This is a genomic window from Arthrobacter sp. 01L42 (genome assembly GCF_056400005.1).
On the sequence record NZ_JBFTSL010000019.1, the window covers coordinates 56,899 to 72,473 of the forward strand.

The 15,575-nt window shown below is 67.6% G+C and carries 12 protein-coding genes; 3 read left to right on the forward strand and 9 right to left on the reverse strand.

The annotated features are described in order from the left end of the window. Window positions 1-68: 68 nt before the first annotated feature. From AC1DN2_RS16770 to AC1DN2_RS16790, 5 genes are all read right to left on the reverse strand, one after another. On the reverse strand, window positions 69-2,837 hold the full coding sequence (locus AC1DN2_RS16770; protein ID WP_476851242.1) for a cation-translocating P-type ATPase: 2,769 nt from the start codon (window positions 2,835-2,837) through the stop codon (window positions 69-71). Between the two features lie 28 nt (window positions 2,838-2,865). Continuing rightward, window positions 2,866-3,735, reverse strand: coding sequence for a polyphosphate kinase 2 (ppk2, locus tag AC1DN2_RS16775; RefSeq protein WP_476851243.1), 870 nt, complete (start codon window positions 3,733-3,735; stop codon window positions 2,866-2,868). A gap of 341 nt (window positions 3,736-4,076) precedes the next feature. After that, on the reverse strand, window positions 4,077-4,757 hold the full coding sequence (locus tag AC1DN2_RS16780) for a FadR/GntR family transcriptional regulator (protein ID WP_476851244.1): 681 nt from the start codon (window positions 4,755-4,757) through the stop codon (window positions 4,077-4,079). Beyond that, window positions 4,754-6,046, reverse strand: coding sequence for an MFS transporter (locus AC1DN2_RS16785; protein WP_476851245.1), 1,293 nt, complete (start codon window positions 6,044-6,046; stop codon window positions 4,754-4,756). The genes AC1DN2_RS16780 and AC1DN2_RS16785 overlap by 4 nt, the downstream gene beginning before the upstream one ends. Before the next feature lie 168 nt (window positions 6,047-6,214). Continuing rightward, complete coding sequence (locus AC1DN2_RS16790) at window positions 6,215-7,657, reverse strand: PucR family transcriptional regulator (RefSeq protein WP_079550035.1); 1,443 nt, start codon at window positions 7,655-7,657, stop codon at window positions 6,215-6,217. 146 nt (window positions 7,658-7,803) lie between these two features. Here AC1DN2_RS16790 and AC1DN2_RS16795 point away from each other — a divergent pair, with 146 nt between their 5' ends. Together AC1DN2_RS16795 and gabT are read left to right on the forward strand one after the other, a co-directional pair. Continuing rightward, on the forward strand, window positions 7,804-9,234 hold the full coding sequence (locus tag AC1DN2_RS16795; RefSeq protein WP_476851246.1) for a gamma-aminobutyraldehyde dehydrogenase: 1,431 nt from the start codon (window positions 7,804-7,806) through the stop codon (window positions 9,232-9,234). A 90-nt stretch (window positions 9,235-9,324) separates the two neighbouring features. Next, the gene (gene gabT / locus AC1DN2_RS16800; protein ID WP_476851247.1) at window positions 9,325-10,689 is read left to right on the forward strand and encodes a 4-aminobutyrate--2-oxoglutarate transaminase; all 1,365 of its coding nucleotides are present in this window, start codon (window positions 9,325-9,327) and stop codon (window positions 10,687-10,689) included. 190 nt (window positions 10,690-10,879) lie between these two features. Here the strand turns inward: gabT and AC1DN2_RS16805 are convergent, their stop codons facing one another. Further along, the gene (locus tag AC1DN2_RS16805; protein ID WP_476851248.1) at window positions 10,880-11,656 is read right to left on the reverse strand and encodes an AMIN-like domain-containing (lipo)protein; all 777 of its coding nucleotides are present in this window, start codon (window positions 11,654-11,656) and stop codon (window positions 10,880-10,882) included. Between the two features lie 192 nt (window positions 11,657-11,848). Between AC1DN2_RS16805 and AC1DN2_RS16810 the strand changes: the two genes are divergently transcribed. Continuing rightward, window positions 11,849-12,721 carry a universal stress protein gene (locus tag AC1DN2_RS16810; RefSeq protein ID WP_223913727.1) on the forward strand — a complete coding sequence of 291 codons (873 nt, stop codon included), beginning with the start codon at window positions 11,849-11,851 and terminating at the stop codon, window positions 12,719-12,721. On the opposite strand, the gene AC1DN2_RS16815 is transcribed toward AC1DN2_RS16810, so the two are convergent. From AC1DN2_RS16815 to AC1DN2_RS16825, 3 genes are read right to left on the reverse strand one after another with little or no spacing between them, the layout of a single operon-like run. Next, complete coding sequence (locus AC1DN2_RS16815; RefSeq protein ID WP_476851249.1) at window positions 12,688-13,509, reverse strand: class I SAM-dependent methyltransferase; 822 nt, start codon at window positions 13,507-13,509, stop codon at window positions 12,688-12,690. The genes AC1DN2_RS16810 and AC1DN2_RS16815 overlap by 34 nt on opposite strands. 59 nt (window positions 13,510-13,568) lie before the next feature. Beyond that, window positions 13,569-15,101, reverse strand: a complete 1,533-nt coding sequence (locus AC1DN2_RS16820) for a putative bifunctional diguanylate cyclase/phosphodiesterase (protein WP_476851250.1) — start codon at window positions 15,099-15,101, stop codon at window positions 13,569-13,571. Then, window positions 15,088-15,492, reverse strand: coding sequence for a DUF7793 family protein (locus AC1DN2_RS16825; protein ID WP_223913730.1), 405 nt, complete (start codon window positions 15,490-15,492; stop codon window positions 15,088-15,090). Before AC1DN2_RS16825 ends, AC1DN2_RS16820 begins: the two co-directional genes overlap by 14 nt. Between the last annotated feature and the right edge of the window lie 83 nt (window positions 15,493-15,575).

The window sequence follows — 15,575 nt, forward strand, 5'->3', positions numbered from 1 at the left end:
GTTGAGGGCCGGAACTTCGCGTTCCGGCCCTCAACAGTGGCAGTCGCACTCTCGCCGGAACAGCACTCTCACGCCGGAACGGGGGGAGCCGGGACTGCGGTCCGGCCCTTCGATTGCCGGGCCCGCAGGATGATCTTGAAGATTTCACCGAGGAACAGCAGCACCACGCCCGGCACCAGGCAGAGCAGCCACTGCTGGCCGGAAAGCGGCAGCGTGCCGAACAGGTCCTGCATCACCTTCATCTGGGTGATCAGCATCGAGCCGAGGACGGCCCACGCGAACGCCCAGAGCAGCTTCGGGTTGGACACCGTGGCGGGCCCGAAGGCGCTCTCGGTCGGGTAACGCAGATTGAGCGCCACGAAGATGTTCATCAGCCCCAGCCCCACCACGGCCATGGTCTGGCCGACCTCCAGTGATCCGTAGGTGGTTTTGCCGATCTGCACGAGGATCAGCGTCGCGGCCGCCATGAAAAGCCCGACGACGAACAGGCGCACCATCATCGACCGGACGAGGATCGGCTGGTTGAAGGGCCGTGGTTTGCGGTCCATGATGCCCGGCGTCGCGAGATCCAGGCCCATCACCGCCCCAATCGGGGCGACGATCGCCATGTGGATCCACAGCACCTGGGCCGGGCTGAGCAGGGCCGTGCCGGCTATGGCGAAGGCCGAGGATCCGATGAACGCCAGAATGAACATGAACAGGTTGGCGACCTGGATCCGGATGAACTTCTGCAGGTTGTCGTACACGAGCCGGCCCTCTTCGACCGCCGCCACGATGGTGGCAAAGTTGTCGTCGGCCAGGATCATCTTGGCCGCGCCCTTGGCGACGTCGGTGCCGGTGATGCCCATCGCGATCCCGATGTCGGCGGCCGCGATGGCCGGCGCGTCGTTCACGCCGTCGCCGGTCATGGCCACGATGTTGCCCTTGCGCTTGAGCACCTCGACCAGCCTGACCTTGTGTTCGGGGGCGACACGGGCGATCACGCCGATCCCGTCCACCTGGCTGTCGGCCTCCGCGTCGCTCATCGCCGCGAACTCGGCCCCGGTCACCGCGCGGCCTCTGATGCCCAGTTCGTCGGCGATCGCCGCAGCGGTGACGGCGTGGTCGCCGGTGATCATCCGGACCCGGATGCCGGCGTGCTTTGCCTTGGCGATGGCGGCCACCGCCTCGGCGCGCGGCGGGTCAACCTCGCCGATCAGCGCCGAAATCTCCAGACCCTGCATCAGCGCCATCAGGTCGCCCGAAGGCTGGAACGTCGCCGGGTCGAACTCGCGCTGCGCCAGGGCGAGCACCCGCCTGCCCTGGCTGGCGATGCGTTCGTTCTCGGCAAGCACCTTGCCCCGCATTTCGTCAGTGAGGCGCTCGGCGTGGCCGCCCGGCATCCGGCCGAACGAGGACCTGCTCAGGAGGACGTCGGGTGCCCCTTTCACGTAGGCCCGGATCACGGGCCTGCCATCGGCCCCCGGCATACGGTGGAACGTGGCCATGAACTTGTAGTCGGAATCGAACGGCACCGACGCCACGCGTGGGTTGTTCCGGCGGAATTCCCTGACGTCCACGCCGCCTTTCTGCGCGAGCACGTAGAGCGCCGCCTCGGTGGGGTCCCCGACCACCTCGCCGTCGTTGATATCGGAGTCGTTGCACAAGGCGCAGGAGAACATCACGTAGTCCAGGTCCCGCTCGGCGTCCCCGGTGGTCCGTTGGATCTGGCCGTCGAAACTGTAGCCCTCACCGCTGACGGTGTAGTGGTGCTGCACTGTGGTGATCTCGCGGACCGTCATCTGGTTCAGGGTCAGGGTGCCGGTCTTGTCCGAATTGATGGCCGAGGTGGAGCCCAGAGTCTCGACCGCAGGGAGGACCTTCATGATGGCGTTCTTCTTGGCCATATTGACCGACCCGACGGACAGGATGGTGGTGACGACGGCGGGCAGCGCGTCCGGGATGGAGCCGACTGCCAGCGCCACACCGATTCCGAAGAGCACCGCGAAGGACTCGCCGGAGGCCAGGCCCATCACGACGATGGCGATAAACGCGAAGAGGGCCGCGATAATGATGAAGATGGTGAGCCGGTCCACCTGCTTGGTGAGCGGGGTCTTCTCCACTTTCTGCCCGGACAGCATGTGGGCGATGTGGCCGACCTCCGAGCCCATGCCGGTGGTGGTGACGAGGATTTCGCCGTGGCCCCGCGTCACGTTCGTGTTCATGAACGCCATGTTCAGGCGGTCGCCGATGCCGACGTCGTGCCGGCCGATGGTCTCGGTGTCCTTCTCGACGGCGACGCTCTCCCCGGTCAGGGCGCCCTCCTCGATCTGGAGGGTTGCCGCCAGGATGATCCGGCCGTCGGCGGGGACGCGGTCACCGGCATCGACCACCACGATGTCGCCGGGGACGATCTGTTCGGCGGGGAGCTCCACAACGTCACCGTCGCGGCGCACCTTGGCCATAGCCTTCATCATCTGCCCCAGGGAGGCGGCGGCTTCTTCGGCCTTGCCCTCCTGGTGGTACCCCAGCCACGCGTTGAACAGCGTCAGCAGGGCAAGCCCAATGGCGGTTCCGTATTCCGCAATCAGCAAGCTGACCAGGGCGGCGACCACAAGGACGATCTGCATGTAGTCCTGATAGTGCTTGAAGAACCGTTTCCATACCGGCTCCTGCTTAGCGGCGGCCAGGGCGTTCGGGCCGTACTCCTGCAGCCGCTGCTGCGCCTCTCCCGTGCTCAACCCGCCAGCCGGATCCACCTTCAGCTCGGCCGCCACTTCAGCCGGTGCCAGCGCGTACCAGCTCGCGTCAGCCTCCGCCGGGGCCACCCCAGCTACTGCTCCGGGATCGTCGCTCATGACTTCCTCCTCATCGCCGGGGCGCTGCTTAGAACGGGGTGGGGATGTGCCGCACGGCCAGTGCCGGTTCGGTGTAATCGCCGGCCTTCTGGCGCTTGGGGAGCTCGACGTCGAGCCCCGGGTACGGCTCGTAGGGCACCTGGCTGAGAATATGGCTGATGACGTTGAGCCGGCCGCGCTTCTTGATGTCATTGTGCGCGACGTACCACGGTGCCCAGGCGGTGTCGGTCGCCTCGAACATGGCGTCCCGGGCCCGGGAATAGTCGTACCACCGTTTGTAGGACTTCAGGTCCATCGGAGAGAGTTTCCAGGTCTTGCGGGGGTCGTCCATGCGGCTCTCGAGCCGCCTGGTCTGCTCGTCAGCACTGACCTCGAGCCAGTACTTGAGCAGGATGATCCCGGAGTCGACCATCGCCTTCTCCACCATCGGGGTCATGTCGAGGAACCTCTGGGTCTGGTCCGGTGTGCAGAAACCCATCACCCGCTCGACGCCCGCACGGTTGTACCAGCTGCGATCGAAGATGACCACCTCGCCCGCCGCCGGGAAGTGAGACATGTAGCGCTGGAGGTACATCTGCGACTTCTCCCGCTCGGTCGGTGTGGGGAGCGCGACCACGCGGAACACCCGGGGGCTCACCCTTTCGACGATGCGCTTGATCGTGCCGCCCTTGCCGGCCGTGTCGCGGCCTTCGAAGACGATGCAGATTTTGGCTCCGGTGGACTTCACCCACTCCTGCATGGCGACCAGTTCACCCTGCAGGACCTCCATCTCCGCTTCGTACTTCTTGCGCGGCATCTTCTTTCCGGCGCGCTCGTCCTCTGCGTCGGAGCCCTTGGACTTTTTCTTCTTCTTGCCCACCATCGACCTCCTCGCGACGTACTTGCTGAGGTAAACCACAACACTGCGACACCGGCGAGACTGTCATCCAACGAGACCGGCACCCCGGCCCGGGACTGGGGCGCAGCTGCACTTGTCGCGGGCACCCTCGTGCGGCGTCCTGCCATTCTTAGTGTTGACCGCGGCTCGGGTCCGGTCTACGGCACTAAGACCCTAATGGGCGGCGGCGGAACCGGGTGTCTCGGCCGAGCCGGCCCCTGCTGCTGGGCGCAGGGGCCGGCCGTCCGGGCTCGGCGCTGCCGCCGATGATGACGGAAACCCGCCTGGCCGCGAGGCCGGTGCGCGGGTGGCGGCCGCCACTGAGACAGAGCATCTTCCGCGCACCTTGGGAAAGCCTTGGGTTAATCCTGGAGCCATTCCGCGCAGGAATTCAGATTCCGGGTGACGCTTTCGACGGCGGCCGCCTCGTCGCGGGCGGCAATTGCGGCCACGAGTTCGTCGTGGCCCTCGTGCGGCAGGCCGTTGAAGCCTCCCCGACGCTGCTGGCGGAGCAGGTCGTTGTGGAATACGCTGCCGAAACTGACATACAGCTCATGCAGCAGCGGGTTGGCGGACGCCTCCGCCACGCGCGCATGGAAGTCCCAGTCTGCCCGGGCCCACGCGGCGTAGTCCTCGGCGAGCCAGGCGGTACGGCGGGCGGTGAGCAAACCGCGCAGGGCGGTGAGGTCGTCGGCTGTCGCATGGCGTGCAGCGAGCCTGGCCGCCTGGGTGTCCAGCCCGACCCGGACCTCGAGGATGTGCTCCTGGGAGTGGTCCTCATACATCCGCTGCGTGGCGCCTGCGATCTCGCTCGTGGCGCGGACATACGTGCCGTCCCCGCGGCGGACGTCGAGCATTCCGCTGTGGGCCAGCGCTTTGATGGCCTCACGCAGAGTGCCACGGGAGACCCCAAAGGCGGCCATCAGCTCAGGTTCGGCCGGAATGCGCTGCTGCAGCGGCCACTCGCCCGAGTGGATCAGGGCCCGCAGCTTGGCAGTGATTTCCTCCGCCAGCGGTGGCCGGTGCGAAGTTGTGAGTGTCATCGCCGGGTTCCTTCCGGGGCGTGCGGGGCGGTGGGCCGCAGCTTTTTGGCTGCCAGTTCCTTGGCCCGCAGCTCCTTCGGTCCGGCCGAGAGCAGGTGGCCCACCGCGATCTGGCCGAGGGCCACGGCCAGCAGCAGGGCCAACGGCAGCGTCCAGGAATTGGTGGCGCTGTGCAACAGGCCCATGCCGAACGGGCCGAGCGTCGCCAGCAGATACCCGGCGGACTGGGCCACAGTGGACAGTGCGGTGGTCTCGGCCGTGGTGCGGCCGCTGCGGCTGATCATCACCATGACCAGCGGGAAAATGCCGAGTCCGAATCCCAGCAGCACCGCGGTCAGAGGAGCCCAGTCCGTCGGCACGACCAGCATCGAGAGGACCCCGAGGGCCATGGTCACGGTGGCCAGATAGAACGCGGTCCGCAGCATCCGGGGGCGTGAGCCGATGGCCACCAGCACCATGCCGGCGGGGACGGAGACGAGCTGCATGAGTCCGAACATGAGCCCGCTGTCGGAGGCGGTGAGGCCCATGGTGGCCAGCATGTAGGGGAACCAGCTGAGCACGGCATAGGCCAGGAGTGCCTGCACTGTGAAGCCCAGCGTGATCATCGCGCCGGTGCGGGTCCGCAGCAGGGGCCATGGCGAGACCCGGGCGGCCTTGCCGGGGGACGCGTTGCGGTGGGCGTGCACCGCGATCGGGAGGAAGCCGAGGCACGCCCCCAGGGCCAGGAATCCGATCGCGCCGACGCCCGCCGACGGCGAGCCCAGGGCTTGGGCCACCGGAACGATCAGCACGGCGGTGGCAGTGGCGCCTGTGGTCATGGTCAGCGTGTAGACGGCGGTCATGAGGGACGTGCGGTCCGCGAAGTGCACGCGGATGAAAGAGGGCATGGCCACGTTGCAGATGGCCAGCCCGGACATCCCCGCCACGGTGCCGGCCAGGAGCATCCCGGTGGACGGGACGCCGCGGAGCAGCAGACCGGCCGCCAGCATCACGAGGGAGAGCAGGATGGCCTTTTCCAGCCCCAGCTGCCGGGTGAGCCAGGACGTGGCAGCGCCGGCCACCGCGAAGCACAGCGTGGGGATCGAGGGGAGCAGCGCTGCGATCAGCGGGCCGTAGCCCAGGACAGCCTGCAGGTCGTGGAAAAGCGCGGCGGCGCCGGTGATGCCGGCACGCAGGTTGAGCCCAATGAGCACGAGCGCCACGACGCCGGCCACGATCACGCCCCGCGGGCGGACCGCGCCGGGTGGAGCTGTCTGGGAAAGTGCGGAAACCGCCGTGCTGCTAGCCATAGCTAAAGGTTAGACGTTTGATGTTTGAGACTCAGCCTTTAGTGGCGAATATCTCTGCAGGTGACAGAAAGCAACGCGGGGTCACTTAGCGCCCATCCCGGGCCGCTCAATGGGCGCTAAGTGACCCCGCGTTGCCTGCGGGCCGGACTGGAAGCGCGGTCAGCGCGGTCAGCGCGGGTGCCGGGCGCTGAGCCGCTGCACCGCGAGCGCGAGCCAGAGCTGCACCCGGTCCGCTGTCTGCGCGGGGTCGTATCCGGTGAGTTCGGTGATCTGCGCCAGCCGGTAGCGGACCGTATTGCGGTGCAGCGTCAGTTCCTCGGCGACGGCCGCCACCGAGCCGTTGTTGCCGAGGTAGCTTTCCAGCGTGGCCATGAGTTCGGCGCCGTGCGCCGCGTCGAAGGCCCGCAGCGGGTTCAGTGATTCGTTGGCCATGTCCGCCAGCGGAACGTCCTCGCTCGCGAGCAGCAGCGAGGTCAGGCTCAGCCGCTCGGGCTCGTTGACCGGCAGCCCGTGGCTGGCCGCGTCGCGGGCCTCGAAATAGCTCCAGCGCAGGCCGTTGGGCTTGGTGTACGCCCCGCCTATGCCGATCGTGGCATGGATCCCGGCCTCGGCGAGGTGGTCGCTGAGGCTGCGGGCAAGGGCGCTCGCGCCACTGCCGTCGTCGGCCACCACCACCACGAGGTCCTTCCCGACGACGGAGCCGACCGCCGCAGCCAGCGGCTGGGGCAGCGACGAGCTTCCCAGCTGTTTCTGGTGGGCGGCCGATTCGGCGAGCAGGACCACGTTCTTGCGGGTGCTGTTGATGCCGACGCCGGCCAGACGGCGGGTGGCTTCGGACGCCTCCAGCGTCCCGTGGATAACGTCGTCGAGGACCTGGCCCGCCAGCGCCCGCTGCGCCTGCCGTTGCTTGACCATGTTGTTGAGCTCAACGCTGATCAGGTTTTGGGCGTAACCCACGATGCCCGTGTCCTCGAACGGCTGCTTCACCCACAGGGTGCAGGCATCGCGGCGTCCCGTGGGGATGGGATAGGACGCCCAGCCCTCGGCCTTGGGCGCCGGGTGGCCCGCAACGCTGTTGTACAGCTGGGCGGTGAACTGGGTCAGGACGATCTCGGTGCGCAGCATCGACCCCAGGTGTTTCAGGAGCTCGGCCAGGCCGCCGCCCGTCAGCAGGGCGCGGGCCAGGATCTGGTGCCCGGCGATGAGCCGCTCAAGCTTGACCAGGTGGTCCGCGGACTGGGCGTCGGCCACGAGCTTTCCGATCGCGATGAACGGTGTCTCGTAGGGCACTTCCACCACGGGCAGGCCCCACCGGTTGGCTTCGGCGATCAGGGCCGGCGGAACGGCGTCGTGCGTCAGGCCGACCCCGAACCCGATGCCCACCGCGCCTGCCCGCTGGACCTGACGCACAAACCGGCGCTGCTCCGCGGCACTTTTGAGCCGCATACCGGTCGTCAGGATCAGTTCGCCGCCATTGAGGAACCGCTGCGGATCCTCCTGTTCGGTGACGGCCACCCAAAGAATGTCCTGGTGCCAGGTGGTTTCGGCGAGTCCGGCCTTGGTGAGATTCAGGGACGGAACTCCCAGTAGGGCTGCGAGTGAAATGGCCATGGATTCAGGATAGCCGGGTGCTGGTCAAGCGCACTAAAGTTCTGCGGGGATGGTGTGCAGGTGCCTATTCCCTGCCTTGGCCTGCTGGCATAGGCTCGTGACCAGTCACACATCCGTCATTGGCAGTAAGAAAGAGGTTGTACACCGTGGTTCAAACCTTGCAGAACTTCATCAACGGCGAGTTTGTCACGCCCGCCGGCACAGGATTGCTGCCCATAGTGAACCCCACCAACGGTGACGTGGTGGCGCAGGCGCCGATCTCGGTGCAGGCCGACGTCGACGCCGCCATGACGGCAGCCAAGAACGCGTTCAAGACCTGGAAGCACACCACGCCCGGGCAGCGGCAGCTCATGCTGCTCAAGCTGGCGGATGCCGTCGAGGCCAACAGTGACGAGCTCGTGGAGGCCCAGCACCGCAACACCGGCCAGGTCCGCTCCCTGATCGCCTCTGAGGAAGTGGCCGCGGGCGCCGACCAGCTGCGCTTCTTCGCAGGCGCCGCCCGCATCATGGAAGGCAAGTCCGCCGGCGAGTACTTCGAAGGCCACACCTCCTACGTGCGGCGCGAGCCGATCGGCGTCGTTGCGCAGGTGGCCCCCTGGAACTACCCGTTCCTCATGGCCATCTGGAAGATCGGGCCCGCCCTGGCCGCCGGCAACACCGTGGTCCTCAAGCCCTCGGACACCACCCCCGAATCCACCCTGGTGCTGGCCCGGCTCGCCGGTGAGATCTTCCCGGCCGGCGTCCTGAACGTTGTCCTGGGCACCGGCGAAACCGGCGCGATGATGGTCGAGCACAAGGTCCCCGGCCTGGTCTCCATCACCGGTTCCGTCCGCGCCGGCATCGCTGTCGCCTCGGGTGCCGCCAAGGGACTCAAGCGCGCCCACCTGGAACTCGGCGGCAAGGCCCCGGCCATTGTGTTCGCCGACGCCGACATCAAGAAGAGCGCCGCGGCGATCGCCGAGTTCGCCTTCTTCAACGCCGGCCAGGACTGCACGGCCATTACGCGCGTCCTGGTCCAGGATTCGGTGCACGACGACGTCGTCGCCGCCATGGTGGAGCACACCAAGACCCTGCACACCGGCTCGCAGAACGACGAAGACAACTACTTCGGCCCGCTGAACAACGTCAACCACTTCAACGCTGTCACCTCAGTTGTCGAGCACCTGCCGGCCAACTGCAGGATCGAGACCGGCGGCCACCGCGCGGGCGAGAAGGGCTTCTTCTTCGAGCCCACCATCGTCACCGGCGCCAAGCAGAGCGATGACATCGTCCAAAAGGAAACGTTCGGCCCGGTCATCACGGTGCAGAAGTTCAGCACCGAGGACGAGGCCGTGGAACTGGCCAACGACGTCGACTACGCCCTGGCCTCGAGCGTCTGGACGACGAACCACGGTACCGCCATGCGCCTGAGCCGCGACCTCGACTTCGGCGCAGTCTGGATCAACACCCACATTCTCCTCACCGCCGAAATGCCGCACGGTGGCTTCAAGCAGTCCGGCTACGGCAAGGACCTGTCCATGTACGGCGTGGAGGACTACACCCGCATCAAGCACGTCATGAGTGCGCTCGACGCATAACGCGGATGCATAACGCCGTCGCATAACGCTGCTACCTCAACCTGACGCATAACTCGCGCGCCTCAACCGCACGCTTAGGAAGGCCTTCCCATGACCACCACCGCACATGACATCACCTACCGGCTCGAGCAGAAGCGCCGCGTCCAGGCCGACTTCCCGGGCCCCAAGTCCGTTGCCCTGACCGAACGCCGCAAGGCGGTCGTCGCCGCTGGCGTCGCGTCCAGCGTCCCGGTCTTCGTGGCCGACGCCGACGGCGGCATCATCCACGACGTCGACGGCAACTCCTTCATTGACCTCGGCTCCGGCATCGCCGTGACGAGCGTCGGCGCCTCGGACCCCGCCGTCGTCGGCGCCGTGAAGGAAGCCGTGGAGCACTTCACCCACACCTGCTTCATGGTCACGCCGTACGAGGGCTATGTCGCCGTTGCCGAGCAGCTGAACCGCCTCACCCCGGGCGACCACGAAAAGCGCACGGTGCTGTTCAACTCCGGCGCCGAGGCGGTCGAAAACGCCGTCAAGGTGGCCCGCCTGGCCACCGGCCGGGACGCCGTCGTCGCGTTCGACCACGCCTACCACGGCCGCACCAACCTGACCATGGCGCTGACCGCCAAGGCCATGCCGTACAAGACCAACTTCGGCCCGTTCGCGCCCGAGGTCTACCGCATGCCGATGAGCTACCCGTTCCGCGAGGAAAACCCGGAGATCACCGGTGCCGAGGCTGCCAAGCGCGCCATCACCATGATCGAGAAGCAGATTGGCGGCGAGCAGGTTGCCGCGATCATCATCGAACCGATCCAGGGCGAGGGCGGCTTCATTGTCCCCGCCGACGGGTTCCTGCCCGCGCTGGCGGACTGGGCCAAGGACAAGGGCATCGTGTTCATCGCCGATGAGGTCCAGTCCGGCTTCTGCCGCACCGGTGAATGGTTCGCCGTGAACCACGAAGGTGTTGTCCCGGACATCATCACCATGGCCAAGGGCATCGCCGGCGGCATGCCGCTCTCCGCCATCACCGGCCGCGCCGATCTCCTCGACGCCGTCCACCCGGGCGGCCTCGGCGGCACCTACGGCGGCAACCCGGTGGCGTGCGCAGCAGCGCTGGCGGCGATCGGCTCGATGGAGCAGTACGACCTCAACGGCCGCGCCAAGCACATTGAAGAGATCGCCCTCGGCAAGCTGCGCGAACTCGCCGCTGAGCTTGCTGACGGTTCGGTGATCGGTGACGTCCGCGGCCGCGGCGCCATGCTGGCCATTGAACTCGTCCAGGCCGGTTCCAAGGAGCCGAACCCGGAGCTGACCAAGGCCGTCGCCGCAGCCTGCCTCAAGGAGGGTGTCATCATCCTCACCTGCGGCACCTACGGCAACGTCATCCGGCTGCTGCCGCCGCTGGTCATCAGCGACGAGCTGCTGCTGGACGGCCTCGGGGTCCTGGCCGCGGCCATTAAGGCCAACGCCTAGCCCAAGGCCCAATGAGCTGCCGGGAAGGCGATCCTTTCCCGGCGAGCCGGCGCTACCCGAAAACGGGCGACACAGCGGAGGAGCCGCGGACACCATGTCCGTGGCTCCTCCGCTGTTTCCGGCCTGGCTTTTCCGACCCTGCATCCGGGCCTTGGTTCTCCGGCCCTACATCCGGGCCCTGCATCCGGTCCTACTTCCAGGCGGTCGCGTCCAGCTGGATCGCCACCACGTACAGGTGCTGGCCCTGCTCGATCTTCTCCACCTCAGTGACCCGCACCTTCGTTTCCGGAATCGTGCCCATCGGACGGCCGACGCCGATCCCGTAGCTCAGCACGCCCTCGAAGTCCCCGGCCGGCGCGTAGCTGGTGAGCGCCTGGTATCCGATTGCCGGCGGCGGCGCACTGGTCACGGTGCTGGCCGTGCCGTCCGCGGTGTGTGACTGGGCCCCGCGGAAGGTCACCTCGAGGAGGGTTCCCGTGCCGGGCATCGGGATGGGCAGGCCGCTGCCGTCGTCGACGAGTTCGGGGACCATTTCGACGTCGTAGCTGGGGAAGCCACCGGTGAACCGGAAGCTCAACTGGTCGTACGGCGGCGCGTCGGAGGGGTGCTGGCCCGCGCCGATGGCGGCCAGCGTCGGCAGCGGTGCCGCCGGCGGGGGCGCGATCGGCACAGGGTTCTTGTGGTCCGTATGGAACGGGGTGGTTGGCCCCGGCACGGACCAGTCGTGAGTGACCGTGGAGGAGATCACCTTGTCGCCTGGTTGCGGCGGTGCCGTTTCGTCGGCATCCCCGGTTGCCGACGGCGACGGGCTGGCGGTCGGGCCGGCGGAGGCGGTCGGGGACTGCGACGGCGGCTGGCTGCCGGCGGAGGGCTGCGGGGCCGGCGGCGTGCAGGCAGTCAGGACCAGCAGGAGCGTCAGGGTTCCCAGTCCCGCGGCCCGCGTCCGTCCGTTGCGAATGGCGTCCATGGTGCGCTCCCCTCGACCATTCCAGCGTAGGTCCGGAAGATTGTGCTGGTCAGGGTAATAAGTCACCACCTTTTTGAGGTTCCGCTGGACTAGAGTCGTTCCTATCCACTGCAGGAACGCAGACCGGCCGACGTCGCCCGGAACCCCCGGGGCGCAGCTGGCATCTGCCCCAGACCCAAAAGGGGTTCATACATGCGATACGTAGTCGGCTATACACCCACCGAACGTGGTGCGGACGCCGTTGCCCTGGCCTCAGCCATGGCCCGCGCGCAGGGAGCGCATCTCGACCTGGTCTATGTGGTGGATCGGCACACGCCCTATGTGGCGATGAATCCGGAAGGAAACCAGGTCAGCGCCGCGGAGCAGCAGATCCGCTCAGCGGAACGCCAGGGAATGGAACTGGTCCCTGAGGGGCTGGAGGCGCACTTCCATGTCCGACAGGCCGAATCGTTCGCGGCCGGCCTCATTGAGGCCGCACTCGAGTACAGGGCAGGCTTGATCGTTGTGGGTGCCGCCAGCAGCGGCCTGTTCAAGCGCCATACCGTGGGCAACGTGGCCAACGCCCTGCTGCACGCTGCCCCGGTTCCGGTGGCACTGGCGCCGCGCGGCTACCGCCATACCGAAGCCATCACGCGTCTGACCCTCGCGGTGGGCCAGCGCGTCGGAGCGGAGGCGGCGATCGACGTCGCGATCGAATCCGCCGAGCGCCGCGGGGTGCCGCTTCGGCTGGTTTCCCTCGTGGAACTGGACGTCGAGGGGGACGGCGGGGAGAACGTCAACGCCGCCCACATCCACGCCAACACCGTCCTCGCTGCCGCCGCGCACCGTCTGCCGGAGGGCCACCACGTCAGCGTGGAGGTCGCCCACGGCCGCACGATCGAGGAAGCGATCGATGACCTGGAATGGGACGACGGCGAGGTCATGATCGTCGGGTCCTCCCGCCTGGCGGAGAAGCACAAACTGTTCATTGGCAGCACGGCTTTCAAGGTGCTGCGGGCGCTCCCCGTTCCCATGGTCGTGGTCCCGCGCGACTACCAGCGGGTGGATGCCTTCCCGGAGGTCTGAGGCCCCGGGGCCAGGACCGCCCAATACGCGGGAATGTTGCTGGGCGGTCCACCGGCCTCCATCGGCACCGTCTTCAGGACGGTGGGTCCCTCCGCGATGAGGGTCCAGCGGTCCGGGGGAAACACGCGGGAGCGTTGCCCGGCACCGAAGTGGCCCGGTTTCGGCAACGAGCCTATGGCCTGGCGGAGCGGTCCCGGGATCCGCTTGCCGGTGGCGCCGAGTTCCCTCAGGTAGCTCAGGGCGCCGCCCGGGACGTTCGTTTCGACGAGGTAGATCCTGCCCCGGGTGCCCAGGAGCGCTTCGATGGAGCCTGCGAGGCATGCCTGCCGACGCCGGCTGAGGACATGGAGCACGCCGCGGACAAAGACGTTGGCGTCGCCGAGTTCGCGCGCCAGCGCAGCCGCCGCGGCCGGCTGCGTGGCATCCAGGCTCCGGAAACTGAGGCCCGCGACCTGCGGCTGCGCGGAATGCGCGGCTGCCACGGCCTGGGGTGAGACGTCGACGCCGAGGACCGAGGCGAAGATGGCGGTGAGCCGCCGTGTGATGGTGCCGTTCCCGCAGCCGAGATCGATCACCGGAAGGCTGGTGTCCATCGCGCCGGCCATCACCTGCAGGTGGTGCCGGATCTCTTCGTTCCCGGCGCCCGGGGCTGCGTCCCAAATGACCGGTTCCCGGAGGGACCCCTGGGACACGCCGCGCCAGAAGGCATCCCAGCGCCGGTCCGGGCGGCTCGGACGGTGCAGGGAGAGCACGGCAACCCTGGCCGCGAGCCGGACAGTGTCTGCCACCCTGTGCACGCGTTTTCCTGTCTTGCGTGTTCCTGTCTTGCGTCTGCCCGCCGGAACGCTCACGCGACGGCGCCGTCTCTGTGCCCGAGCAGGTCCGTCATGTCCGCCACCGGGAGCGGGCGGCTGAAGAAATAGCCCTGGCCGAATTCGCAGTTCAGCTGCCGCAGCCTGTTGGCTTGCTCCCTGTCCTCGATGCCTTCGGCGACGGCGCCCAGCCCGGCCGAATGGATCAGCTGCAGGATGGCGGCGACGAAGGTTTCCTGCTGCCGGTCCGTGGTCAGCCCGTCGAGCAGGGACTTATCGATCTTCGCCTGTGCGGCGGGGAGCGTGCGCAGGTAGCTGATGGAGGAATAGCCGGTGCCGAAGTCGTCGATCTCGATCCGGACGCCGAGGTCATTGAGTGACTGCATGGTGGCGGCCACCTCGGGGCCGCCGCGCATGATCGCGGTTTCGGTGATTTCGATCGAGATATGGCGGGGATCGACGCCGTGCTGGGCCAGCAGGCCTTCGACGTAGGGTGCCAGATCGACGTGGTGCAGGTCCGCGGGGGAGAGGTTGATGTGCGTGCTGAAGTCCGCGGAAAGCCCCGGATCTGACTTCCAGCGGCCGGTTTGTGCGATGGCGTTCCGGAGCACCCAGTGGCCGATTTCCACGGTGAGCCCGGCCTCGTCGGCGGCGTCGAGGAAGGTATCCGGCCCCAGCAGGCCCAAGGCGGGGTGGCGCCAGCGGATCAGGGCCTCGGCGCCGGCGATCGCTCCGGTGCGCAGGTCCATGATGGGCTGGTACTCCAGCTCGAGCTGGTCCATCGCCAGTGCCGTCCGCAGCTCCGCCACCTGGTGGACCCGCTGCTTGGCGGCCTCGTGCATGGCCGCGGAAAACACCAGGAGGGTGTCCCTGCCGCGTTTCTTGGCCTCGTGCATGGCGATGTCGGCATCGCGGATGAGTTCCTCGCTTCGCAGGCCCGGTTCCCCCAGCCGGACACCGGTGCCGGCCGTGAGGGCGACCGCCACACCGCCGGCAACGATTCTGTCCTTCAGTGATTCGCCGAGCCGGGCAGCGGTCTGCAGCACGGACTCCGTGTCCTGGTCCGCGACGAGCACCGCGAATTCATCGCCGCTGAGGCGCGCGATCAAGTGGCCCGGTCCGGCCGCGGCGCTAAGCCGCAGGGCCGTCTCGCGCAGCACGGCGTCCCCGGCGGCGTGGCCGAGGCTGTCGTTGATGAGCCGGAAGGAGTCAAGGTCCATCAGGATCAGGGCCGGCTGGCGTCCCGTGCCGGCCCCGGCAACGGCTTCGGCCACTTTTTCCTGCAGCAGCGAGCGGCTGGCCAGGCCGGTCAGCTCATCGGTGTTGATGACGCGCCGGAGTTCGGCTTTGGCCGCCTCCAGGAGCGCGGTCCGCTCGGCGACCCGGACTTCCAGGTCCTCGTACATGCTCTGAAGCTCTTCGGCCAGGAGGTTGATGCCGGTGGTGACTGCGTCTATCCCATCCCGGGCCGGTGAGACCGGCAGCCGGTTCGACAGATCGCCCGAGGACAGTACGACGATGCCGTCCACGAGGTCCTCGAGGCGGCGGTCATCATCACGCCCCGTCATGGCCCTGCGAGGTCAGCCAGCGGACCGCCTCTTCACCGTTGGTGAAAAAGCGTGTCGGAACCGGCGCGGAATTGACGCCGAGGAAGAAGTTGGCGAGGACCCGGTCCACGGCGGAGGAGCCGAGGAGCGCGATTGCCGAGGCGTCGCAGTGCTTGGCGAACACGGCCCGGGCGGCCCGGCTGACGGACTCCGTGGTGGCCATGTCGATCAGCAGCGGCGTGGGCCGGCCGCCGCACAACTCATTGACACGATCCATGGCCAGCTGGGCGTTGGGGGCATCAATCACGACGCCGCGGGCCCACTGAAGGCGCAAGATGCCGTTGCTGTCGAAGTCCAGGGACGAGATGTCGCGCCCGCCCTGAGTTTCACGATCCTCTTGTGGCACCAGCAATCCTCAATTTCGCCCCGACATGTCCCCTTCATGATGACACTAACGCACGGCGGCAGGGGCAAGCGGGCCGCCAACCCGCCGGG

What these genes read in the sequence shown, in the direction of transcription:
- gabT (WP_476851247.1), top strand. Translation starts at nt 9,325, where the DNA reads ATGACCACCACCGCACATGACATCACCTACCGGCTCGAGCAGAAGCGC.
- AC1DN2_RS16780 (WP_476851244.1), bottom strand. Translation starts at nt 4,757, where the DNA reads ATGACACTCACAACTTCGCACCGGCCACCGCTGGCGGAGGAAATCACT.
- AC1DN2_RS16790 (WP_079550035.1), bottom strand. Translation starts at nt 7,657, where the DNA reads ATGGCCATTTCACTCGCAGCCCTACTGGGAGTTCCGTCCCTGAATCTC.
- AC1DN2_RS16785 (WP_476851245.1), bottom strand. Translation starts at nt 6,046, where the DNA reads ATGGCTAGCAGCACGGCGGTTTCCGCACTTTCCCAGACAGCTCCACCC.
- AC1DN2_RS16820 (WP_476851250.1), bottom strand. Translation starts at nt 15,101, where the DNA reads ATGACGGGGCGTGATGATGACCGCCGCCTCGAGGACCTCGTGGACGGC.
- AC1DN2_RS16770 (WP_476851242.1), bottom strand. Translation starts at nt 2,837, where the DNA reads ATGAGCGACGATCCCGGAGCAGTAGCTGGGGTGGCCCCGGCGGAGGCT.
- AC1DN2_RS16810 (WP_223913727.1), top strand. Translation starts at nt 11,849, where the DNA reads ATGCGATACGTAGTCGGCTATACACCCACCGAACGTGGTGCGGACGCC.
- AC1DN2_RS16805 (WP_476851248.1), bottom strand. Translation starts at nt 11,656, where the DNA reads ATGGACGCCATTCGCAACGGACGGACGCGGGCCGCGGGACTGGGAACC.